Source organism: Pseudomonas resinovorans NBRC 106553, from assembly GCF_000412695.1.
In the GTDB taxonomy this organism is placed as follows: Bacteria; Pseudomonadota; Gammaproteobacteria; order Pseudomonadales; family Pseudomonadaceae; genus Metapseudomonas; species Metapseudomonas resinovorans_A.
The window spans coordinates 4600684-4621073 of record NC_021499.1 but is presented as its reverse complement, the minus strand read 5'-3'; the positions used below and the strand labels follow the sequence as shown (position 1 = coordinate 4621073).

22 protein-coding genes are annotated in these 20390 nt (G+C 66.0%); 16 read left to right on the top strand and 6 right to left on the bottom strand.

Features of this window, described 5'->3' with window-relative positions; all coding sequences use genetic code 11:
• The first annotated feature begins 2 nt into the window (after positions 1–2).
• The 5 genes from PCA10_RS20870 to PCA10_RS20850 are packed head-to-tail and all read left to right on the top strand — an operon-like array spanning position 3 to position 4218.
• Positions 3–1109, top strand: coding sequence for a flagellar hook-length control protein FliK (locus PCA10_RS20870; protein WP_016494069.1), 1107 nt, complete (start codon positions 3–5; stop codon positions 1107–1109).
• A 44-nt stretch (positions 1110–1153) separates the two neighbouring features.
• Complete coding sequence (locus tag PCA10_RS20865; RefSeq protein ID WP_016494068.1) at positions 1154–1636, top strand: flagellar basal body-associated FliL family protein; 483 nt, start codon at positions 1154–1156, stop codon at positions 1634–1636.
• 16 nt (positions 1637–1652) lie between these two features.
• Positions 1653–2387, top strand: a complete 735-nt coding sequence (locus PCA10_RS20860; protein WP_016494067.1) for a FliA/WhiG family RNA polymerase sigma factor — start codon at positions 1653–1655, stop codon at positions 2385–2387.
• 8 nt (positions 2388–2395) lie between these two features.
• Positions 2396–3268 carry a flagellar motor stator protein MotA gene (motA, locus tag PCA10_RS20855; RefSeq protein WP_016494066.1) on the top strand — a complete coding sequence of 291 codons (873 nt, stop codon included), beginning with the start codon at positions 2396–2398 and terminating at the stop codon, positions 3266–3268.
• Positions 3265–4218 (top strand): OmpA family protein, encoded by a 954-nt coding sequence (locus PCA10_RS20850; protein ID WP_016494065.1) that lies wholly within the window; start codon positions 3265–3267, stop codon positions 4216–4218. The genes motA and PCA10_RS20850 overlap by 4 nt, the downstream gene beginning before the upstream one ends.
• 10 nt (positions 4219–4228) lie before the next feature.
• Here PCA10_RS20850 and PCA10_RS20845 read toward each other — a convergent pair whose 3' ends face one another.
• The 6 genes from PCA10_RS20845 to flgA form a co-directional block, all read right to left on the bottom strand.
• On the bottom strand, positions 4229–4693 hold the full coding sequence (locus PCA10_RS20845) for a hypothetical protein (RefSeq protein ID WP_016494064.1): 465 nt from the start codon (positions 4691–4693) through the stop codon (positions 4229–4231).
• The gene (locus tag PCA10_RS20840; protein ID WP_016494063.1) at positions 4690–5547 is read right to left on the bottom strand and encodes a winged helix-turn-helix domain-containing protein; all 858 of its coding nucleotides are present in this window, start codon (positions 5545–5547) and stop codon (positions 4690–4692) included. The genes PCA10_RS20845 and PCA10_RS20840 overlap by 4 nt, the downstream gene beginning before the upstream one ends.
• A gap of 357 nt (positions 5548–5904) precedes the next feature.
• Positions 5905–6786, bottom strand: coding sequence for a lateral flagellin LafA (gene lafA, locus PCA10_RS20835; RefSeq protein WP_016494062.1), 882 nt, complete (start codon positions 6784–6786; stop codon positions 5905–5907).
• A 734-nt stretch (positions 6787–7520) separates the two neighbouring features.
• A complete protein-coding gene (gene lafA / locus PCA10_RS20830; RefSeq protein WP_016494061.1) occupies positions 7521–8363 on the bottom strand; it encodes a lateral flagellin LafA in 843 nt (280 codons plus the stop codon).
• Between the two features lie 729 nt (positions 8364–9092).
• Entirely contained in the window at positions 9093–9983 is an 891-nt protein-coding gene (gene lafA, locus PCA10_RS20825) for a lateral flagellin LafA (RefSeq protein ID WP_016494060.1), read from the bottom strand.
• 128 nt (positions 9984–10111) lie between these two features.
• On the bottom strand, positions 10112–10738 hold the full coding sequence (gene flgA, locus PCA10_RS20820) for a flagellar basal body P-ring formation chaperone FlgA (protein WP_016494059.1): 627 nt from the start codon (positions 10736–10738) through the stop codon (positions 10112–10114).
• A 251-nt stretch (positions 10739–10989) separates the two neighbouring features.
• Between flgA and flgB the strand changes: the two genes are divergently transcribed.
• The 11 genes from flgB to flgL all read left to right on the top strand — a co-directional run bounded on the left by flgB (position 10990) and on the right by flgL (position 20377).
• Positions 10990–11352, top strand: a complete 363-nt coding sequence (gene flgB, locus PCA10_RS20815; protein WP_041770383.1) for a flagellar basal body rod protein FlgB — start codon at positions 10990–10992, stop codon at positions 11350–11352.
• A gap of 2 nt (positions 11353–11354) precedes the next feature.
• On the top strand, positions 11355–11783 hold the full coding sequence (gene flgC, locus PCA10_RS20810) for a flagellar basal body rod protein FlgC (RefSeq protein ID WP_016494056.1): 429 nt from the start codon (positions 11355–11357) through the stop codon (positions 11781–11783).
• On the top strand, positions 11783–12445 hold the full coding sequence (locus PCA10_RS20805) for a flagellar hook capping FlgD N-terminal domain-containing protein (protein WP_016494055.1): 663 nt from the start codon (positions 11783–11785) through the stop codon (positions 12443–12445). The genes flgC and PCA10_RS20805 overlap by 1 nt, the downstream gene beginning before the upstream one ends.
• 69 nt (positions 12446–12514) lie before the next feature.
• Positions 12515–13702 carry a flagellar hook protein FlgE gene (gene flgE, locus PCA10_RS20800; protein WP_016494054.1) on the top strand — a complete coding sequence of 396 codons (1188 nt, stop codon included), beginning with the start codon at positions 12515–12517 and terminating at the stop codon, positions 13700–13702.
• An 11-nt stretch (positions 13703–13713) separates the two neighbouring features.
• Positions 13714–14442 (top strand): flagellar basal body rod protein FlgF, encoded by a 729-nt coding sequence (locus PCA10_RS20795; protein WP_016494053.1) that lies wholly within the window; start codon positions 13714–13716, stop codon positions 14440–14442.
• A 28-nt stretch (positions 14443–14470) separates the two neighbouring features.
• Positions 14471–15256 carry a flagellar basal-body rod protein FlgG gene (flgG, locus tag PCA10_RS20790; RefSeq protein WP_016494052.1) on the top strand — a complete coding sequence of 262 codons (786 nt, stop codon included), beginning with the start codon at positions 14471–14473 and terminating at the stop codon, positions 15254–15256.
• Positions 15257–15261: 5 nt separating this feature from the next.
• Positions 15262–15924, top strand: a complete 663-nt coding sequence (flgH, locus tag PCA10_RS20785; RefSeq protein WP_016494051.1) for a flagellar basal body L-ring protein FlgH — start codon at positions 15262–15264, stop codon at positions 15922–15924.
• 23 nt (positions 15925–15947) lie between these two features.
• Positions 15948–17042, top strand: a complete 1095-nt coding sequence (locus PCA10_RS20780; protein ID WP_041770891.1) for a flagellar basal body P-ring protein FlgI — start codon at positions 15948–15950, stop codon at positions 17040–17042.
• Between the two features lie 12 nt (positions 17043–17054).
• A complete protein-coding gene (locus tag PCA10_RS20775) occupies positions 17055–18050 on the top strand; it encodes a lytic transglycosylase domain-containing protein (protein WP_016494049.1) in 996 nt (331 codons plus the stop codon).
• Positions 18047–19414, top strand: a complete 1368-nt coding sequence (gene flgK / locus PCA10_RS20770; protein WP_016494048.1) for a flagellar hook-associated protein FlgK — start codon at positions 18047–18049, stop codon at positions 19412–19414. Before PCA10_RS20775 ends, flgK begins: the two co-directional genes overlap by 4 nt.
• A 45-nt stretch (positions 19415–19459) precedes the next feature.
• A complete protein-coding gene (gene flgL, locus PCA10_RS20765) occupies positions 19460–20377 on the top strand; it encodes a flagellar hook-associated protein FlgL (protein WP_016494047.1) in 918 nt (305 codons plus the stop codon).
• The last annotated feature ends 13 nt before the right edge of the window (positions 20378–20390 follow it).

The window sequence follows — 20390 nt, the reverse complement described above, 5'->3', positions numbered from 1 at the left end:
CCGTGATCCAGACCTTCGATGCGGCGCCCCAGCCCCAGGCCATGGCGGCCCCGGCGCAGGCCCCGCTGCCCGCCGCGCCCTGGCAGCCGGAGATTGGTTCGGCGCTTCCGCCGAGCTTCAGCGATGAGCTGCTGAACAGCGTGCAGGTCGTTGCCGATGTGCCGGAGGAGGCCGCCCTGGTCGAGCCGCTGGCCGAAGCGCCGAGCGAGCCCGCCGCCGCGCCGCAGGTGCCCGCCGAGCAGCAGGACCCGGCGGCGCTGACTCCGGAACTCTGGCTGCTGAGCATGCTCGGCCAGCAGAACCTCCAGGTGCAGGCGCAAGACAAGCCGAACGCTGTCGATGCCGTTCGCGCGCAGCAGTCCGTAGCCGCGCAGCAGTTCCTAGCCGCGCAGCAATCCATAGCCGCCGCGCCCGTCCCGACCCGTCAGCTGGACGATCTCGCCGCTGACGCCCAAGTCCAGCCCCAGGCAGCCGCGCACAGTGCCCGCGCGGCCCTGGATACCCCGGACCTCCCGCCGGCACTGGTGCCCCAGGCGCCGTCCGATGAGCTCGCGGCAGTCGGCGAACGCCCGGCCCTGGCCTTGGTGTCCGCTACCCAGGGCGAGGCGCCGCGCAGCCCGGTACAGGGCACCGCGCCGAGTGCAAGCGGACGAGCGCCTACCTTCGAGCGTGGCCTCAGCCTGCACGGCAACGAGGCCCGCTGGGGCGAGCAGATGCTCGGCGCCCTGCGTGACAGCGTCGAGTTGCAGCTGAGCCAGCGCGTGCAGAACGCCACCATCCGTCTCGACCCGCCGGAGCTGGGCAGCCTGGAGATCCTCCTGCGCCACGAATCCGGCCAGCTCAACGTACAGATTTCCGCCAGCCAGGCCGATGTCGCCCGTGCCTTGCAGGGCACCAGCGATCGCCTGCGCCAGGAACTGGTGGGGCAGAACTTCCTCCAGGTCAGCGTGCAGGTTTCCGCCGATGGCCAGCAGGGCCAGGGGCAGCGGCACGCCCATGGGCGGACGTTCGACTTCGAGGCGCCCCTGGCTGCCCGCGAAACGTCCGATGAGTCCGACGCAAGCCCCGGCGCGAGAGTCTCCGGCCAGGATGTGCTGGTCACCGTCTAACCCGATCCGAACCCCCAAGAGCCAGGTCCAACCGAGAATTCCGCATGTCCACCACGCGTTTGGTTTTGCTGATGTTCGTCCTCAACATCGCCGTCGTCCTCGGCGGCGTGTTCGTCAATTACAAGATGATCCAGTCCGCCACCCTCGGTGCGGCCCAGCCGGCGGCCGAGGGCCAGGAGCAGGCGGCTGCCGAGGAGGAGGAAGAAGAGCCCGTCGAGTACGTCTTCGTGCCGGTGGAGAAGGTCATCGTCAGCCTGCCGGGCGAAGGCCGCGAGCACTACTTCGTGCTCGACCTGGTGCTGCAGGCCGAGTTCGGCACCGATCCGAAGAAGCTGGAGCAGGTCGACCCCATGGTGCGCAGCTCGGTGGTGGCCAATCTCTCGGCCATGCGCTTCGACGAACTGCGCGCGCTGCAGATTCCGCAGCTGCAGCGGAAACTGGAAGAGGTGCTGCTTGCCGACTTCGCCAGCCGCAAGGTGGCGACGCCCTTCCAGCATGTGCTGGTCAGCAAGATGATCGTGCAGTAGGACCGGGGCCCGCGCCATGAATGCCAACTGTCACGCCGACTTCGACTACTCCGCCGCCCAGGATGCACTGGTGGTGCTGTCGCCGGCGGCGGAGCAGCGCTGGATGATGCAGTACCTGCCCCTGGTCAGGCGCATAGTCGGCCAGCTCTCGCTGCAGGCCAACCAGGTGCTGGACCGCGAGGACATGGAACAGATCGGCCTGATGGGCCTGCTTGAAGGCTTGCGCCGCTACGGTGAACCCGACGAGCAGTTCGGCCGCTTCGCCGCCTTGCGCATCCGTGGCGCCATCCTCGACGAATTGCGTCGCCAGGACTGGCGCCCGCGCCAGGTGCGCCAGCAGGCCCACAAGCTGCGCGACAGCATCCGCGGCCTGGCGCGCAAGCTCGGCCGCGAACCCGGCGAGGAGGACATCCTCGCCCACACCGGGATCAGTGCCCGGGACTACCAGGACTTCCTCCAGGCCGAATCCAGCGAGGCCATCGAGAGTCTCGACGCCTTGCTCCAGTCCGGCCAGGAACAGTTCCACGACGCCGGCTCGGCGGTCGAGGAACGGGTGCTGCAACAGCGTCTGCTGGAGCAGGCCCTGAACCATCTGAACGAACGCGAGCGGCTGATCCTCACGCTCTACTACCAGCACGAACTCAACTTGAAGGAGATCGCGCTGGTGCTGGAGCTGACCGACGCCCGCATCTGCCAACTGATGAAGCAGGCCATCGCCAAGGCCTGTCGTTTCCTCACCGCGAGAACGTAGAAGCCGCCATGCAGAAAGTACTGGGTTCACTCATCATCATCGCCTGCGTCCTCGGGGGCTACGCCATGGCCAACGGCGACATGCGCGTGCTCTGGCAGCCGGCGGAAGTGCTGATCATCCTCGGCGCCGGCCTCGGCAGCCTGATCGTCGCCAACCCCCGCGAAGTGCTGCTGGAGATGTGCTCGCAGATCAAGGGCGTGTTCGTCCACAAGCGCCGCGACGAGGAGTTCCAGCGCCAGCTCCTGATGATGCTCTACGAGCTGCTGGAGATGGTCGACGTGGGTGGCCTGAAGGTGCTCGATGCGCACATCGAGGAGCCGGAGCAGAGCGAGCTGTTCGCCAAGTACCCGCTGATCCTCCAGGAGCCCAACCTGATGGCCTTCATCGCCGACAACTTCCGCCTGATGGCCATGGGCAAGATCAGCGCCCACGAGCTGGAAGGCTTCCTCGAGCAGGAGCTGGAAGCCATGGAGCACGCTCTGCTGCAACCCTCCAAATCCTTGCACAAGGTGGGCGAGGCCATGCCGGGCTTCGGCATCCTGGCGGCGATCATGGGCATCATCATCACCATGGGCAACATCGGCGGTTCGGTGGCGGATATCGGCACCCACGTGGCCGCCGCCCTGGTGGGTACCTTCCTCGGCATCTTCTTCTGCTACTGCCTGATGGACCCGCTCAGCAACGCCATGTCCCAGCGCGTGAAGACCGAGCTCTCGGCCCTGGAATGCGTGCGTACCACCCTGGTCGCCCACGTTGCCGGCAAGCCCACGCTGCTGGCGGTGGACGCCGGCCGCAAGCTGATCGAGCAGGACGTGAAGCCCGCCTTCAAGCAGTTGGAGAACTGGGTGACGCGCTATGAAGAGGAGCGCGACGCGGCATGAGGAAGCGCGCCGACAAGGACCATGAAATCATCGTCAAGCGCCGCAGCAAGAAGGGCCATGGCGATGAACACGGCGGCGCCTGGAAGGTCGCCTTCGCCGACTTCACCCTGGCGATGATGGCGCTGTTCATGGTGCTCTGGATCGTCCATCCGCAGGCCCAGGATCACACCCAGGTGGGCGGCGACATGGACAGCAACCCGCTGGTGGACGGCGGTGCCGGGGTGTTCGACGGCGCCAGCCGCACCCCCGTGGAGCTGGATGGATTCCCCGCGCCGGTGCGCCGCGAGGCCCCGGCAAAGGCCGTTCCCGTCGACGCAGAGGCGAAGCCGGCGCAGGACCTGGCCAAGGCCGAGAGCGGCGAGGCAGGGGATGACGCACTGGCCCGGCGCCTGCAATCGAGCGAAGAGTTGCAGCAACTGGCGCGGCTGATCCGCGATGTCTCCGGCAGCGTCGACGCCCTGACCAACATCGAAGTCGAGGTGGTGCCCCAGGGCCTGCGCATCCTGATTCGTGATGACCAGCAGCGCTTCATGTTCCAGCGCGGCAATGCCAGCCTCGACCCGCACTTTCGCGGCCTGCTGGTGGCGCTGGCCGGTGTGCTGGGCAAGGTGGAGAACAAGCTGATCATCAGCGGGCATACCGACGCCACGCCTTATCGTGGCGAATCCGGCTACGACAACTGGAACCTCTCCGGCGACCGTGCGCTGCGCGCGCGCAATGTGCTGGTGGCAGGTGGCTTGCCGGCTGGCAACGTGCTGCAGGTGGCGGCCCAGGCGGATGTCATGCCGATCAAGCCGGAGCAGCCGGAAGACGGCGCCAACCGCAGGATAGAGATCCTGCTGCTCACCGAGCGCGCCGAAAGCCTCTACCGCGAGCTGTTCGGCGAGGGTTATGCACAGGCGCAGGTGTCGGCCTCCGGCGCCCGCTTCCAGGGGCCGGAAAAACAGTAGGAGCGGGCGTTCAGCCGGATTGCGGGGTGGGGCAGTAGACCTGGCGGGTTTCCACTGTGTAGAGGCAGGCGCCGAGGCGTTCGAGGTTGATCACCGAACCGCGCTTGCGGCTGTAGAGCAGGTTGAACACCAGGTCGTTGTCCATGCCCTCGCCGGGCCAGAGCCCGCTGACGTCGCCTTCCTCCACCTGCAGGCGGAAGTGCCCGAGGAAGCCCGAGTCGATGGCGCCGGACGTTTCCAGGATGGTGCTGCCCTGGCGGGTCATGGCGTAGAAGCGACCATCCTTGAACAGGATGGTGTGGGAGACCTGCAGGGTGCTGCCGCTGCTCAGGATCACCTGGCCGGAGGAGCCGTAGCGGCCCTCCAGTTCGGTGGTGGACTGGAAGTTGAACGCTACCAGCCCCGCCATCAGTCCCAGGGCCGACAGCCCCAGCACCCCCTTCTTCAGCAGCGTGCGGCAGCAGGGGCGGATCAATTCAGGCAGCTCTTCAGGTGCTCGTTGGGGACGGCGGCGAGCTGGCTGCGGTGCACCATCAGCCAGTTGACCCCGCCATCGGGCTGCATGCAGAGGATTTCATAGAAGCCCGCGGTGAGGTTGAGCACCAGCTTGGCCGGCCGGGTGGCCAGTTCCGCCACTTGCTGGGACAGCGAGCGGGTGTCCATCACCAGCTCCTGCAGGGCGTCCTCACGGGAGTCGGCGTAGATGATCTGTGCCTTGCCGGCCTGCACCTCGGTGCTGAACACCGGGGTCTGGAACATCAGTTTGTAGAACCAGGTCAGCGCCAGGACTAGTATCAGCGCCAGCATGCTGCCGACGCCTAGGGTCAGCAGGGAGAAGCGCCAGGGGGCCAGCGGCCGGGAGAAATGCTCCATGGGCGCGGCGAAGGGCGGGATGGCGTTGGCTGTGACCGGCGCTTCCATCGGCTGCGGTTCGGCGGCCTGGCCGGTGAGGAACTTGGGGTTGAACAGGTAGCCGCGTCGCGGCAAGGTCTGGATGATCTCGCGCTTCTTTTCGTCCCCCAGCACCTGGCGCAGGGTGTAGATCTGCTGGTTCAGGCTGCCGGGACCGACGATGCGGTCGGACCAGGCGTGGGCCAGCAGTTCTTCCCGTGGCACCACCTGGCCGGGGGCCTGCAGCAGACGTTCCAGCAGGCGGCTGCCGGAGAATCCGAGGTCGATCTTTTCTTCACCCTCGTCACGGATCAGGTCCAGACGATAAAGCGCCGGATAGAAGCGTGCATGACAGTCGGTGTGGCCCGTTCCGATTTCCAGGTGGGAGATGGCGGGCCCGGTTTCACCGAGCGGCTGGATGTTCTGCATGCTGGTCATGTCGCCCTACAACTACGCTCACTGCTGGTGGTAGAAATTCCCGATTGGGCGAGTTTGCTTTCAAAGGGCCAGCATTTTGACGTCAGAAAAATGCTGCTGCAAGTTCTGTTTTCAACGTAAGTCGATTGCTTATTTGGAACTTGAGTGTTAGGCGCTGACGCTGAAAATGGCGATTTTGCGGGAAACCCTTTGCAAGCTAAGTATTTATCGCCTGAACGGTCAGGAACTTGAACGGGGCGTGGATTAGCAGTTCGTAGGAAAATTCGACCAATAATTTATTCTGTGAATACGCACCAATAAGCAAAAGCCCCGACAAGGTCGGGGCTTTCGTTTTTACAGCCTGGTGGTCTCGCCGGGTCAGCCCAGCAGGGACATGACCATGCCGGGCATCTGGCCGGCTTGCTTGAGCATGGAGATGCCGGACTGCATGAGCATCGAGTTCTTGCTCATGTTGGCGCTTTCCTTGGCGAAGTCGGCGTCCATGATGCGGCCCTTGGCCATGTCGGTGTTGTCCTTCATGTTGGCCAGGTTGTTCGCGGTGTGGTTCAGGCGGTTGATGTTGGCACCGAAGTCGGCGCGCAGGGCGGCGACGGCGTCCAGGGCGGTGTTCACCACGGTGATGTTGGCGTTGGCGCCACCGGTGATTTCCACGCCCGGGGTGCCCGGTGTGGTGTAGGTATCCGAGGCGTTGCCCAGGGCGGTGGCCAGGGTGGTGAGCTTGGCGGAGACGTTCATCGCCAGGGTCTCAGCGGCGGTGGAACCGATCTGGAAGTTCACCGCGGCGGACAGCTTGCCGTTGGCGCCGGTGACCACGGTGCCGTCACTGAACAGCTTGGCGCCGGCATAGCTGGTGTTCTTGATGATGTTGGACAGTTCCTTGCCCAGCTCGTCGTACTCGCCCTGCAGGGCGGTCAGGTCGGCGGCGGCGTTGGTGCCGTTGGCGCCCTGGGTGGAGAGGTCTTTCATGCGCTGGAGGATGTCGGTCATCTCGCTGAAGGCGCCTTCGGCGGTCTGCAGCATGGAGATGGCGTCGCCGGTGTTGCGCATGGCCACGTCCATGCCACGGGACTGGGCGTTGAGGCGGGTGGCGATCTGCAGGCCGGCGGCGTCGTCGGCGGCGGAGTTGATGCGCAGGCCGGTGCCCAGGCGCTGCTGGTTGGTGCTCAGCTGGCCGTTGGTCTTGTTCAGGTTGGTCTGGGTGACCAGGGCCGAGTAGTTGGTGTGAATCGACAGCGCCATGTGAAGGATTCCTCGAGCGGATGGGCTTGATGGGAGCGGGCTGTGATTGCCTGCTAAGTCTTCAAGGCGACCTTCTTCGGTGGTCGGTTAAGCCATGCGTGGGGAATTCTTTTGTGGAAGTTCGTAGAGCCCGGATGAAATCCGGGGGCTTGGGGTTGGTGCCCTGTTCATTTTCGCGTGGGCTGCGGGATTTTGTTTCGCCCTCCCGGGCGAGTCCCTTTTCCATTCGCCGGATGGCCGCCCCCGTGAAAAGGAACCAAAAAACTTGCCCCTGCATCCGGCCCCGGCTGTGCCGGGGTTCCCTCGCTTCATCCTTGCTCCGGGGGCCGCCGCGAAGGGCCATCCATGGCCCTGCGCGGCTCTCGCGGCATCCATGCCGCTCGTCCCTTGCGCAACGATTCCGCTCGGCCTGCTGAAGGGGCGATTCGCGCGGCGTCATCTCCTCTGCTTCCTATCAGGACGGCATGGGCAGATCGTAGGATGGGTTGAGCGAAGCGATACCCATGCGGAAAGGGCTGATGGGTATCGCAAGCTCAACCCATCCTACGTTGCTTCTCTGCCTCGTTTCAGATCGGTATAGGCATCAGGACCGCGTCACCCCTCTTCCTCTGGGAGAGGGGCGGAAGGGAGGAAGCCAGGCGCAGGTACGGCAAACGAATTCACCACGCCCACCCACAAAAAAGCCCCGAACCAGTCGGGGCTTTTTTCTATTGCGCGTGGTCTGTACCGCGGGATCAACCCAGCAGGGACATGACCATGCCCGGCATCTGGCCGGCTTGCTTGAGCATGGAGATGCCGGACTGCATGAGCATGGAGTTCTTGCTCATGCTGGCGCTTTCCTTGGCGAAGTCGGCGTCCATGATGCGGCCCTTGGCCATGTCGGTGTTGTCCTTCATGTTGGCCAGGTTGTTCGCGGTGTGGTTCAGGCGGTTGATGTTGGCGCCGAAGGTGGCGCGTACGGCGCCCACGTTGTCCAGGGCGGTGTTCACCGCGGTGATGGCCGCCTGGCCGTTGGCGGCGGTGGCCAGGGCCAGGCCCGGAACGGTGGTGCCGAGCTCGGTCACCAGGTTGCCCATGGCGGTGCTCACGTCGAGGCTCAGGGTCTCGGCGGCGGTGGAACCGATCTGGAAGCTGACCGCAGCGGCGAACTTGTTGCCCGCGCCGAACAGCTTGGCACCCGCGTAGCTGGTGTTGGTCATGATGTTGCCCAGCTCTTTGCCCAGCTCGTCCCACTCGGACTTGATGGCGGTGCGGTCGGCGGTGGCGTTGGTGTCGTTCGCGCTCTGGGTGGCCAGGTCTTTCATGCGCTGGAGGATGTCGGTCACTTCGCTGAACGCGCCCTCGGCGGTCTGCAGCATGGAGATGGCGTCGCCGGTGTTGCGGGTGGCTACGTCCATGCCACGGGACTGGGCGTTGAGGCGGGTGGCGATCTGCAGGCCGGCGGCGTCGTCGGCGGCGGAGTTGATGCGCAGGCCGGTGCCCAGGCGCTGCTGGTTGGTGCTCAGCTGGCCGTTGGTCTTGTTCAGGTTGGTCTGGGTGACCAGGGCCGAGTAGTTGGTGTGAATCGACAGAGCCATTGGGTGATCCCTCGAACAGTGCTTGATTGAAGCTGGCGGTGGTTGCCTGCTGACTCTTCAAGGCGACCCTTTGTGGTGCTCGGTTAAGTAATTCTTTTGGGGAGTGCACTAGAGGGGCATTGTTGAGTCGGTAGCCCGGATGGAATCCGGGAGGCTGGGGCTTGGGGCTGGTGCCCTGTTCATTTTCGCGTGGGCTTGGGGCTTTTGTTTCGCCCTCCCGGGCGAGTCACTTCTGGCAGTCGTCGGGGTGCCGAACCACCCAGAAGTAACCAAGAGGGCTTGCCCCTGCATCCGGCCCCGGCTTCGCCGAGGTTCCCTCGCTCCATCCTTGCGCCGGGGGCCCGCCGCGAAGGGCCATCCATGGCCCTGCGCGGCTCTCGCGGCATCCATGCCGCTCGTCCCCCTCTGCAAGGATTCCACTCGGCCTCCTGAAGGGGCGCTTTGCGCGGCGTCATCTTCGTCACTTCGTTTCAGACGGGCATGGGCATCAGTTCTCCGCTTGTAGGATGGGTTGAGCGAAGCGATACCCATGCGGAATGCCGCCCGACCCATCCTACGTTGCTGCATGGGCAGCAGCGCGGGTGGATGGCGCTTTTCACATCCACCATCGGCGCTCGGCCTAACTTCACTTGGTGGACCGATGAAGCGTGGTCCACATGGCTGAGCAACCGACCGAAGCCCCACAAAAAAGCCCCGAACCAGTCGGGGCTTTTTTCTTGCAGTGCGGGATCAACCCAACAGGGACATGACCATGCCCGGCATCTGGCCGGCCTGCTTGAGCATGGAGATGCCGGACTGCATGAGCATGGAGTTCTTGCTCATGCTGGCGCTTTCCTTGGCGAAGTCGGCGTCCATGATGCGGCCCTTGGCCATGTCGGTGTTGTCCTTCATGTTGGCCAGGTTGTTCGCGGTGTGGTTCAGGCGGTTGATGTTGGCGCCCAGCTCGGCGCGCAGGGCGCCGACGGCGTCCAGGGCGGTGTTGAGCTTGGTGATGGAGCCGTTGGCGCCACCGGCCGCGGTCAGTTCGGTGCCCACCGCGCCGCCCGGGGTGGTGTAGTTGGTCGAGACGGCGTCCAGGGCATCGGTCAGGGTCTGGACGGCGTCGGAACCGGCGGCGGTCAGGTCCAGGGTCAGGGTTTCGGCGGCGGTGGAGCCGATCTGGAAGTTCACCGCGGCGGCGAACTTGCCGGCGGAGTTGTCCTTGCTGAACAGCTTGGCGCCAGCGTAGCTGGTGTTGTCCATGATGTTCGCCAGCTCTTTGCCCAGCTCGTCGAACTCGCCTTGCAGGGCGGTCAGGTCGGCGGCGCTGTTGGTGCCGTTGGCGCCCTGGGTGGAGAGGTCCTTCATGCGCTGGAGGATGTCGGTCATTTCGCTGAAGGCGCCTTCGGCGGTCTGCAGCATGGAGATGGCGTCGCCGGTGTTGCGCATGGCCACGTCCATGCCACGGGACTGGGCGTTGAGGCGGGTGGCGATCTGCAGGCCGGCGGCGTCGTCGGCGGCGGAGTTGATGCGCAGGCCGGTGCCCAGGCGCTGCTGGTTGGTGCTCAGCAGGCTGTTGGTCTTGTTCAGGTTGGTCTGGGTGACCAGGGCCGAATAGTTGGTGTGAATCGACAGAGCCATTGGGTGATCCCTCGAACAGTGCTTGATAGAAGCCGGCGGTGATTGCCCGCTTCCCGGGTAAGGCGACTGGAGGGTCGGCAAAGGTTAAATGGCCCGTGGCAAAAACCGCCCCGGGCCAGTCGGGGCGATCAGTCGAAGGTGCTGCTCACCAGGGCGTCGCCGATCACCTTGGCGTCGATGCTCTTCTGGCTGCTGAGGTTCTTCACCCGGATCACCTCGCCTTCGCGGCCATCGGCCAGGGCCTCGCCGGCGGTGGCGGCGACTATGCCTTCGTGGCTCGCCTGGATCTTCACCTTCTGCCCGCGCTTGACCATCAGGGCGCTGGAGAGCAGCGCCGGGGTGACGAGCTGGTTGGCGCGAATGCGCCGCTTGGCGGTCATGCCGGCCACCGCGGCCGGGTCCTGGAAGAACCCCTGGCGCGCCTTGCCGAGCTCAAAGGGTTCCAGCTTCAGCTGCGTGGCGGCGAGGGTCTGTCCGCGCGCCACCACCGTCGTCGTCACCAGCATGGGCAGCAACAGGCGCGGGGTACTCAGTACGGTCACCGGCCAACCCGGCGCGCCCTGTGGACAACCGACTTCCAGGCGTTGGCGGGCCAGCGGGTCACCGCCCGACGTGGCGCGCACCGAGGGCGTCATGGGGCAGGGCTGCAGGTTGGCGGTGCTGCCCAGCAGGTCGTTGTCGAGGCGGTGGCCCATGCCGGTCCAGCCCTGGCGTTTCGCCTCGCGTTCCAGGCTCGCCTGCTGATACGCGCCCACCGCGCGCTCCACCTGTTGACGGGCGTCGTCGCCGGCCTGGGCAAGGCCGGCGCAGCCGAGGAGCAGAAGGGCGGAAGCAAGGCTTCCGCATCGACGCCCAAGCGACGTCCGAGGCGCCTCGGCATTTCCGCATTGCGGGCCGTGGTCATCAAGAAAATCCAGCGAAATCAGGTGGTTGGCGTTCATTTATAGGTTCGGCACGTTTTGTGCGATGGGACGCGGGCTTACCAACAGGCAAGGGCAAGAAGCGGATGAGTATACGGATTGATGAAGCCTTGGGCGTCCACAGCCGCGCGCTGGCGCTGCGCATGGAGCGCAGCGAAATACTGTCGGCGAACCTCGCCAACGAAGACACCCCCGGCTTCCAGGCCCGCGATATCGACTTCGCCGCCGAGATGCAACGGCTGGACAGCGACAGCCACCAGCTGTTCGCCAGCACCAGTGGGCCGGGCCTGAAGTACCGCGTGCCGACCCAGCCCGCCCAGGATGGCAACACCGTGGAGCTGTCGGTCGAGCAGGCGCAGTTCTCCCGCAACGCCATGGACTTCCAGACCAGCCTGACCTTCCTCAACATGAAATTCCGTGGCCTGAAGCAGGCCATCGAGGGCCGTTGACCATGTCTTTCGACGCCATCTACCGCATCGCCGGCTCCGCGATGAACGCGCAGACCGTGCGCCTGAACACCGTGGCCAGCAACCTGGCCAACGCCGACTCCGCCTCGGCCAGCGCCGCCGACACCTACCAGGCGCGCAAGCCGATGTTCGCCGCCGTCTACGAGAACGGCGAGCTGACCCGTGGCGCCGGCATGGGCGGCGCCCATGTGCAGGTGCTCGACGTGGTCACCTCCGGCCGCGACCCGGTGCGCCGCTATGAGCCGGGCAATCCGGTGGCCGACCGTGACGGCTACGTCTACTACCCGGACGTGAACCAGATCGAGGAGATGACCGACATGATGTCCGCCACCCGCAGCTTCGAGACCAACGTCGAGGTGCTGAACCGGGTCAAGAGCATGCAGCAAGGCCTGCTGCGCCTGGGAGAAGCCTGATGTCCACGGTCAACGGCACCAGCAACAATGGCGGCACCACCGGCAGCGACAGCGACCTGCCGCGCGCGGCGGTCAACCTCAGCGAAGCCACCCAGCTGGAGAACAGCTTCATCAGCCTGATGGTGGCGCAGATCAAGTACCAGGACCCCACCAATCCGGTGGACAGCACCGAGTTCCTCAACCAGTACTCGGCCATGTCCCAGGTCAAGAGCATGGAGAACATGACCCAGCTCTCGCAGAACAACCTGGTGCTCATGGACAACCTGCAGACCCTTACCGCCGCCGGCCTGGTGGGCCAGGAAGTGAAGGTCCGCGTCGACCGCCTGCAGCTCGACGAGCAGCCCATCGACGGCCAGATCCAGCTGGAGTTCGCCTCCGCCAAGACGGTGCTGCAACTCACCGATGCCAACGGCCAGAAGACCGAGATCCAGCTCGGTCCGCAGGTGGCCGGCAGCGTCGATTTCCGCATCGATCCCAAGGCCCTTGGCCTGCGTCCCGGCGCGTACCAGGTGGCGGTCACCACCGAGAGTGGCGAGACCCCGCAGGTGGAGGTCGCCGGCCTGGTCGGCAAGGTCCGCGTCAGCGCCGATGGCCCCGTGCTGGAGGTGGAGGGCGTGGGCTCCGTGCCCTTCTACAACATCGTCGAGTTCGGCCCCGCGTGATAGCGGGTTCGCGAGCAGAGCTCGCTCCTGTGCGGCATTGAATTTCCAATTTCCCGAGGTCCAAGGTCCATGAGCTTCAACATCGCCCTGACCGGTCTGAACGCGGTCAACGAACAACTCAACACCGTCAGCCACAACATCGCCAACTCCGGCACCGTCGGCTTCAAGTCCTCGCGCACCGAGTTCGGCAGCGTCTACGCCGACAGCCAGGCCATGGGCGTGGAAGTCACCGGCACCACCCAGAGCATCAGCCAGGGCGGTTCCCTGGTGGCCACCGGGCGCAACCTCGACCTGGCCATCTCCGGCGGCGGCTTCTTCGTCACCAAGGCCAGCAACGGCGACGCGCTCTACACCCGCGCCGGGGTCTTCGGTTCCGACAAGGACAACTACCTGGTCAACGGCAGCGGCGCGCGCCTGCAGGGTTACCCGACCGACGCCGCCGGCAACCTGCTGGTGGGCACCATGAGCGACCTGCAGCTGCGCAACGGCAACCTGCCGGCCAAGGCCACCGACACCCTGGACTTCGTCGCCAACCTCGACGCCGACTCCACCGTACCCACCGTCGTGCCCTTCGACCCGCAGAACCTCAGCACCTACAACTCCACCTACACCACCCGCGTGTACGACTCCCAGGGCCGCGAGCACACCCTGACCCAGTACTTCGTCAAGACCGCCGACAACCAGTGGAACGCCCACTACTACGTCGATGGCAACTCCGCCGGCGCGGTCCAGGCGCTGAACTTCTCCACCAGCGGCACGCTCACCGCGCCGGCCGCCCCGGTGAGCCTCTCCGCCGCGTTGCCGGGCGTCGACCCGCTGAACATCGCCCTGGACTACAGCGGCACCAGCCAGCACGGCTCCGATTTCGTCGTCACCACCAACCGCCCGAGCGGCTACGCCCCCGGCGAGCAGACCGGCATGGTGGTGGAGAAGGACGGCCGCGTCTTCGTCAACTACAGCAACGGCCAGCGCCTGCTGCAGGGCCAGGTGGTACTGGCCAACTTCGCCAATGCCGGCGGCCTGGCCAATGAAAGCGGCACCGCCTGGAGCGAGACCTCCGAGTCCGGCACCCCGCTGATCGGCGTGGCCGGCATCGGCGCCTTCGGCGCCCTGTCCGCCGGCAGCCTGGAGAACTCCAACGTCGACCTCACCCAGCAGCTGGTGAGCCTGATGGAAGGCCAGCGCAACTACCAGGCCAACACCAAGGTCCTGACCACGGACAAGGAACTCACCCAGGTCCTGTTCAGCGCCATCTAAAGGAAACCGACATGGACCGCCTGGGATACACCGCCATGGCCGCCGCCAGCCGCACCATGACCTCGCTGGAGGTGCGCTCGAACAACCTGGCCAACGTCAACACGCCGGGCTTTCGCGCCGACCTCGAACGCGCCGCGGAAGTCGCGGTGCCGGGTTACGGCTACGACAGCCGGCACCTGGTGCGGGTGCAGGACAACGGCGTCAGCCTGGAGTCCGGCACCCTCATGGCCACCGGCCGCGACCTCGATTTCGCCATCAAGGGCACCGGCCTGATCGCCGTGCAGACCGGCGAAGGCGAGGCCTATACGCGCAACGGCAACATGCAGATCGACGCCGAGAACCGCCTGACCATCAATGGCCGGCCGGTGCTGGGGGAGGGCGGCCCGATCGTCCTGCCCGAGTACGACACGGTGGCCATCGGTTCCGACGGCACCGTCTCGATCATGCCCCGTGGCGACTTCCTGATGGCCGAGGTGGACCGCATCAAGGTGGTCGACCAGCCCGCCAGCGCCCTGACCAAGAACGCCGCCGGCCTGCTGGTGGCGCGCAACGGCCAGCCGGCCCCGGCCATGGACAGCCCGCTGCTGGTCAGCGGCCACCTGGAGTCGAGCAACGTCTCGGCCATCGACCAGCTGGTGTCGAGCATGAGCCTGAACCGCCTGTTCGAGACCCAGGTGAAGATGATGAAAGCCGCCGAGGACCTGTCCTCGGCCGGCAACCGAATGATCCGTGGAAGCTAAAAAAGCTTTTCTTTAGGAGATAGAAGGAATGAGCTCAGCACTCTGGGTCAGCAAGACCGGCCTGGCCGCCCAGGACACCGCGCTGTCCACCGTGGCCAACAACCTGGCCAACGTGAACACCAACGGCTTCAAGAGCGACCGCGTGGTGTTCGAGGACCTGTTCTACGCCGTCGAGCTGCAGCCCGGCGCCCAGGCCGACCAGGTCAACACCGTGCCGTCCGGCATCCAGCTCGGCAGCGGCGTGCGCGTGGTGGGCACCCAGAAGGTGTTCACCGAAGGCAGCATGCAGACTACCGGCCAGCCCATGGATCTCGGCATCATCGGCCGGGGCTTCTTCCAGGTGGAAGCGCCCAACGGCGACACCCTCTACACCGAGAACGGCCAGCTGCAGCTCAACGCCGAAGGCGTGGTGGTGAACGCCCAGGGTCTGCCCCTGGTGCCCGCCATCGAAGTGCCCAACGGCGCCAGCAAGTTCACCGTGGGCAGCGACGGCATCGTCACCGCCGTGCTGCCGGGGGACACCCTGCCCAGCGAGCTGGGCCAGATCACCCTGGTCAACTTCACCAACCCGGCCGGCCTCGAGGCCCTGGGCGGCAACCTCTACCGCGAGACCGTGGCCAGCGGCGAGCCGGTGGAAGGCACGCCGGGTGAGGAAGGTCTCGGCACCCTCAAGCAGGGCGTACTGGAAGGCTCCAACGTGCAGGTGGTGGAGGCCATGGTGAACATGATCGCCATCCAGCGCGCCTACGAGGCCAACGCCAAGGTCCTCGACGCCGCGTCGGGGATGCAGCAGTTCCTTAACCAGACGGTCTGATCGCGATGATGCGCTTGTCGATCCTGGTCGCCCTGGCGCTGCTCGCCGGCTGCCAGAGCTTCAACGAAATGCTCCCGGACGAGGACTCCTCGGCCTACCAGCCGCCGGAGCTCGACTACAGCCAGCCGGCTACCACCAGCGGCGGGCTGTTCCGTTCCGGCTACAGCAGCTCGCTGATCCGCGACAAGCGCGCCATCGGCGTCGGCGACATCGTCACCGTGGTGCTGGCCGAGTCCACCCAGTCGAGCAAGAGCGCCGGCACCAGCTTCGGCAAGAGCGCCAGCATCGACGTGCCGGTGCCGACCATCCTGAACAAGGAATACGACCGGCTGAACACCTCGGCCAGCGCCCAGCGCGACTTCGACGGCTCGGCCGAGAGTTCCCAGCAGAACACCCTGCAGGGCTCCATCGCGGTCACCGTGCACAAGGTGCTGCCGGGCGGCGTGCTGCTGGTCAAGGGCGAGAAGTCCCTGCGCCTGAACCAGGGCGACGAGTTCATCCGCCTCACGGGCCTGGTGCGCATCGACGACATCAACCGCGCCAACCAGGTGTCCTCGCAGAACGTCGCCAACGCCCGCATCTCCTACGCCGGACGCGGCGTGCTCAATGACAGCAACTCCGCCGGCTGGCTGACGCGCTTCTTCACCCATCCGCTGTTCCCGATGTGAGCCTGGAGTCCTTCGTGCGCAAGATCCTGCAACTGACGCTGGCCGGCCTCGCCCTGTGCTGGCACCCGAGCCTCTCGGCGACCCCGCTGATGGACCTGGTGGACATCGAGGGCGTGCGCGGCAACCAGCTGATCGGCTACGGCCTGGTGGTGGGCCTGGATGGCACCGGCGACAAGAACCAGGTGAAGTTCACCAGCCAGTCGGTGACCAACATGCTCAAGCAGTTCGGCGTCAACCTGCCGCCCAACGTCGACCCCAAGCTGAAGAACGTCGCCGCCGTCAGCGTCACCGCCAACGTGCCGCCCAACTACGGTCCGGGGCAGACGGTGGATGTCACGGTGTCGTCCCTGGGCGATGCCAAGAGCCTGCGCGGCGGCCTGCTGCTGATGACCCCGCTGCAGGGCGTGGACGGCGAGGTCTATGCCCTGGCCCAGGGCAACCTGGTGGTGGGCGGCCTCAAGGCCGAAGGCCAGAGCGGCTCAAGCGTCGCCATCAACAGCGCCACCACCGGCCTGATCGCCAACGGCGCCTCGGTGGAGCGGGTGATCCCCAGTGATTTCACCGAGCGTCCCGAGGTGATCCTCAACATGCGCCAGCCGAGCTTCCAGACCGTCAGCCGGGTGGTGGACGCGGTCAACGCGCGCTTCGGCTCCGGCACCGCCACAGCGCTCAACGCCACCAAGGTGTCCCTGCGCGCGCCGCTCACCCCGACCCAGCGCATGAGCTTCATGGCCATGCTCGAGGCGGTGGAGGTGGCCGAGGGCCGCACCCGGCCCAAGGTGGTGTTCAACAGCCGCACCGGCACGGTGGTGGTGGGGCAGGGCGTACGGGTGAAAGCCGCGGCGGTGTCCCACGGCACCCTGACCGTGACCATCAGCGAGAACCCCCAGGTCAGCCAGCCCGGTCCCTTCTCCGGCGGCCAGACCGCCGTCACGCCGCAGTCCGACGTCGCCGTCACCCAGGACAAGAACGCCATGTTCAAGTGGCCCGAGGGTTCCAGCCTGGAAAGCATCATCAACACTGTGAACAGCCTGGGCGCCACCCCGGACGATGTGATGAGCATCCTCCAGGCGCTGGAACAGGCCGGCGCCCTGAACGCCGAACTCATCGTCATCTGACCCGGTTTTCCCATGAGCATCGTTTCCCTGCCCACCTCCTTCGTCTCCCCCCGGCGCAGCGCCGAAGCCCCGGCCGGCAGCCGGGAGCAGCTGGAGGCGGTGTCCGAACAGTTCGAGGCGCTGTTCCTCCAGCAGATCCTCAAGCAGATGCGCAAGGCCGGCGACGTCCTGTCCGCCGGCAGCCCCATGCGCAGCCGCGAGCTGGACACCATGCGTGACTTCCACGACGAACTGCTGGCCGAGACCCTGGCCGGCAAGCGCCAGACCGGCATCACCGACATGCTGGTGCGCCAGCTGTCCGGCAACGGCGGCGAGGCCGTCGCGGCGATTGCCGAGGGTCCTCTACCACGGGCCAGCGCCGCCAGCCTCGAGCCCTTGCGCGCCACCTGGCAGCGCGGCGGCGAACTGCTCTCCAGCGCCTGGGAACAGGGCAGTGCCGGCTTCCGCGCCCTGGTGGACAGCCTGATCAGCCAGGAATCCAGCGGTAACCCGCAAGCCGTGTCGCCCAAGGGCGCCCGTGGCCTGATGCAGCTGATGCCCGACACAGCGCGGGAAATGGCCGCCGAACTGGGCCTGGCCTACAGCGAGGAGCGCCTGACCCAGGACCCGGCCTACAACCGGCAACTGGGCACCGCCTACCTGAACAAGATGCTCGACCGCTACGACGGCAACCGCGTGCTGGCCCTGGCGGCCTACAACGCCGGCCCCGGCAAGGTGGACGAGTGGCTGCAGGCCAATGGCGACCCGCGCGGCGGGCAGATCGGCGTCGAGGACTGGATTCGCCAGATCCCCTACCAGGAAACCCGTGACTACACCCGCAACATCCTGCGCAACCTGGAGCGTTCGGCGCCGCAACCCGCTGCGCTGCAAGGCGCATTTAAGCCGGCGGCCGATCCGGTCGCCTTGCATGAAAGCCAGCAGCAGATCCCGTCGGCCAGCGCGCACCAGTCCCGCTCGGCGGCCTTCGCCCAGCCGATCAGGATCGAACACCAGGAGAACCTTTCGTGAGCATATTGAGCCAGATCGCCTACAGTGGCCTGCGCGCGTCCCAGGTCGGCCTGTCGACGACCGGGCAGAACATCGCCAACGTCAACACCCCTGGCTTCAGCCGGCTCAACCCGGTGCAGGTCTCCCTCGGTGGCCAGGGCGGCCTCGGCGTCGGCGGCGGGGTCGAGGTGACCAGCATCCGCCGGCTCTCCAACGACTTCCAGAATCGCCAGCTGTGGCGCGCCACCACCGAGCAGAGCTACTACAACAGTTCCCAGGGCTACCTCAGCGCCCTGGAAGGGCTGATGAGCGGCGAGGGCTCGAGCATCAGCGTCGGCCTCGACCAGTTCTTCGCCGCCGTCAGCGAAGCCAGCTCCACCCCAGGCTCCATCGCCCTGCGCCAGCAGGTGCTCAGCGAGGCGCGCAACCTCGCCCAGCGTTTCAATGGCCTGTCCGGCAACATCGACGCCCAGCTGTCGGCCCTGCAGGAGCAGCGCCAGGCCATGGTCGGCGAGATGAACGGCCTGTCGCGCAATATCGCCGAGCTGAATCGCCAGATCGTCGAGGCGCAGTCCACCGGTGCCGACACCTCGGCCCTGCGCGACCACCGCGAAAGCCTGGTGAAGGACCTCAGCCAGTACGCCGGTGTGCGCGTCAACGAAACCCCGGATGGCGCCCTGACCGTCGCCTTCGACAGCGGCCAGCCCCTGGTGGCCGGCAGCAGCCCGGCACAACTCAGCGTGACGAAGAACGCCGACGGCGAGCAGGTCATGCAGCTGGCCTTCGCCGGCACCAGTTTCCCCCTCGACCTGGACGGTATCGGCGGCTCCCTGGGCGGCATCCAGGACGTCGAGTTCGGCGAGCTGCGCCCGAAGATGGAGGCCCTGCACGACATGGCCGGGCAACTGGCGCAGATGCTCAATGACACCCTGGCCAGCGGCTACGACCTGTCCGGCGCTGCCGGCCAGCCGCTGTTCACCTATAACGCCACCAGCAACAGCCAGCTGCTCAGCCTGAACGACCTCACGCCCGAGCAACTGGCGTTCTCCGACACGGCGGGGGAGAGCGGCAACAACAAGGTGCTGCTGCAACTGCTCGACGTGCGCAGCCAGACCATCACCGTCAACGGCAGCCAGGTGACTCTCAACGACGCCTACGCCGGCCTGCTCGGCCAGGTGGCCAGCGCCAGCCGGCAGAACCAGGCCGACCTCAAGTCCGCCACCACCGTGGTCGAACAGGCCCAGGCCCAGCGCGACAGCATCAGTGCCGTGAGCCTGGACGAGGAAGCGGTGAACCTGATGACCTACCAGCAGGCCTATCAGGCCAACATGAAGGTCATCAGCACCGCCAATCAACTCTTCGACGCCATGCTGGCTGCGTTTTAAGAATTTGAACAGGCTCTGACGCCGCCCCATAACGAGAACCAGACCATGCGGATCACCAACGCGCAGATCACCGCGATGATGAGCAACTCGATGAACGCCAACTCGGCGGAAATCGGCAAGCTGATGCAGCAGATGGCCACCGGGCAGCGCATGATGCTGCCGTCCGACGACCCCATCGCCAGTGTGCGGGTGCTGCGCGTGCAGCGGGAAGAGGCGAGCCTCGAGCAGTACCGCAAGAACATAGCCAACCTGTCGAGCAACCTCTCCACCCAGGAGGCCAACCTCCAGGCCAGCTCCGACTCCATGCTCAGTGCCCGCGACCTGCTGCTCTGGGCCGGCAACGTCGGCGCCAACGCCTCCGAGGACCTGGCCGCCATCGCCGGGGAGCTGGAAACCATCGAGAACACCATCGCAAGCTTCGCCAACGTACGCGACGAGGAAGGCCGCTACCTGTTCTCCGGCACCCTCAGTGATCGTCCCGCCGTGACCTTCGACAGCGCCACCGGCAGCTACACCCTGACCGGCAACGACAAGCACCGCCAGGCGGCGGTGGCCAATGGCGTGCTGGTGGACGAGAACGTCACCGCCGCGAGCATCTATGGCCCCGGCATCGATGCCCTCAACGGCCTGCACGAGATGGTGCAGATGCTCAAGGACCCGGCCCTGGACGCCACCGATCCGGCGGTGCGGGCGAAGATCGAGGACACCCTGGCCAAGCTCGATGCCGGCCATGCCGGTGTGCTCGGCGCCATCACCGAACTGGGTGGCCGGCAGAACTCCCTGACCCTGCTCAACAGCAGCAACGAGGAAGTGTCGCTGGTGAACCAGAAGACCGAGGGAGAGCTGTCGCAGCTGGACTATGCCGGTGCGTCCATCGACCTGAACAACTACCAGCTGTCCCTGCAGGCGACCCAGAAGACCTACCTGAAGATCAACCAGCTGTCCCTGTTCGGGCTGTTGTAAGCCAGGAGCGTGC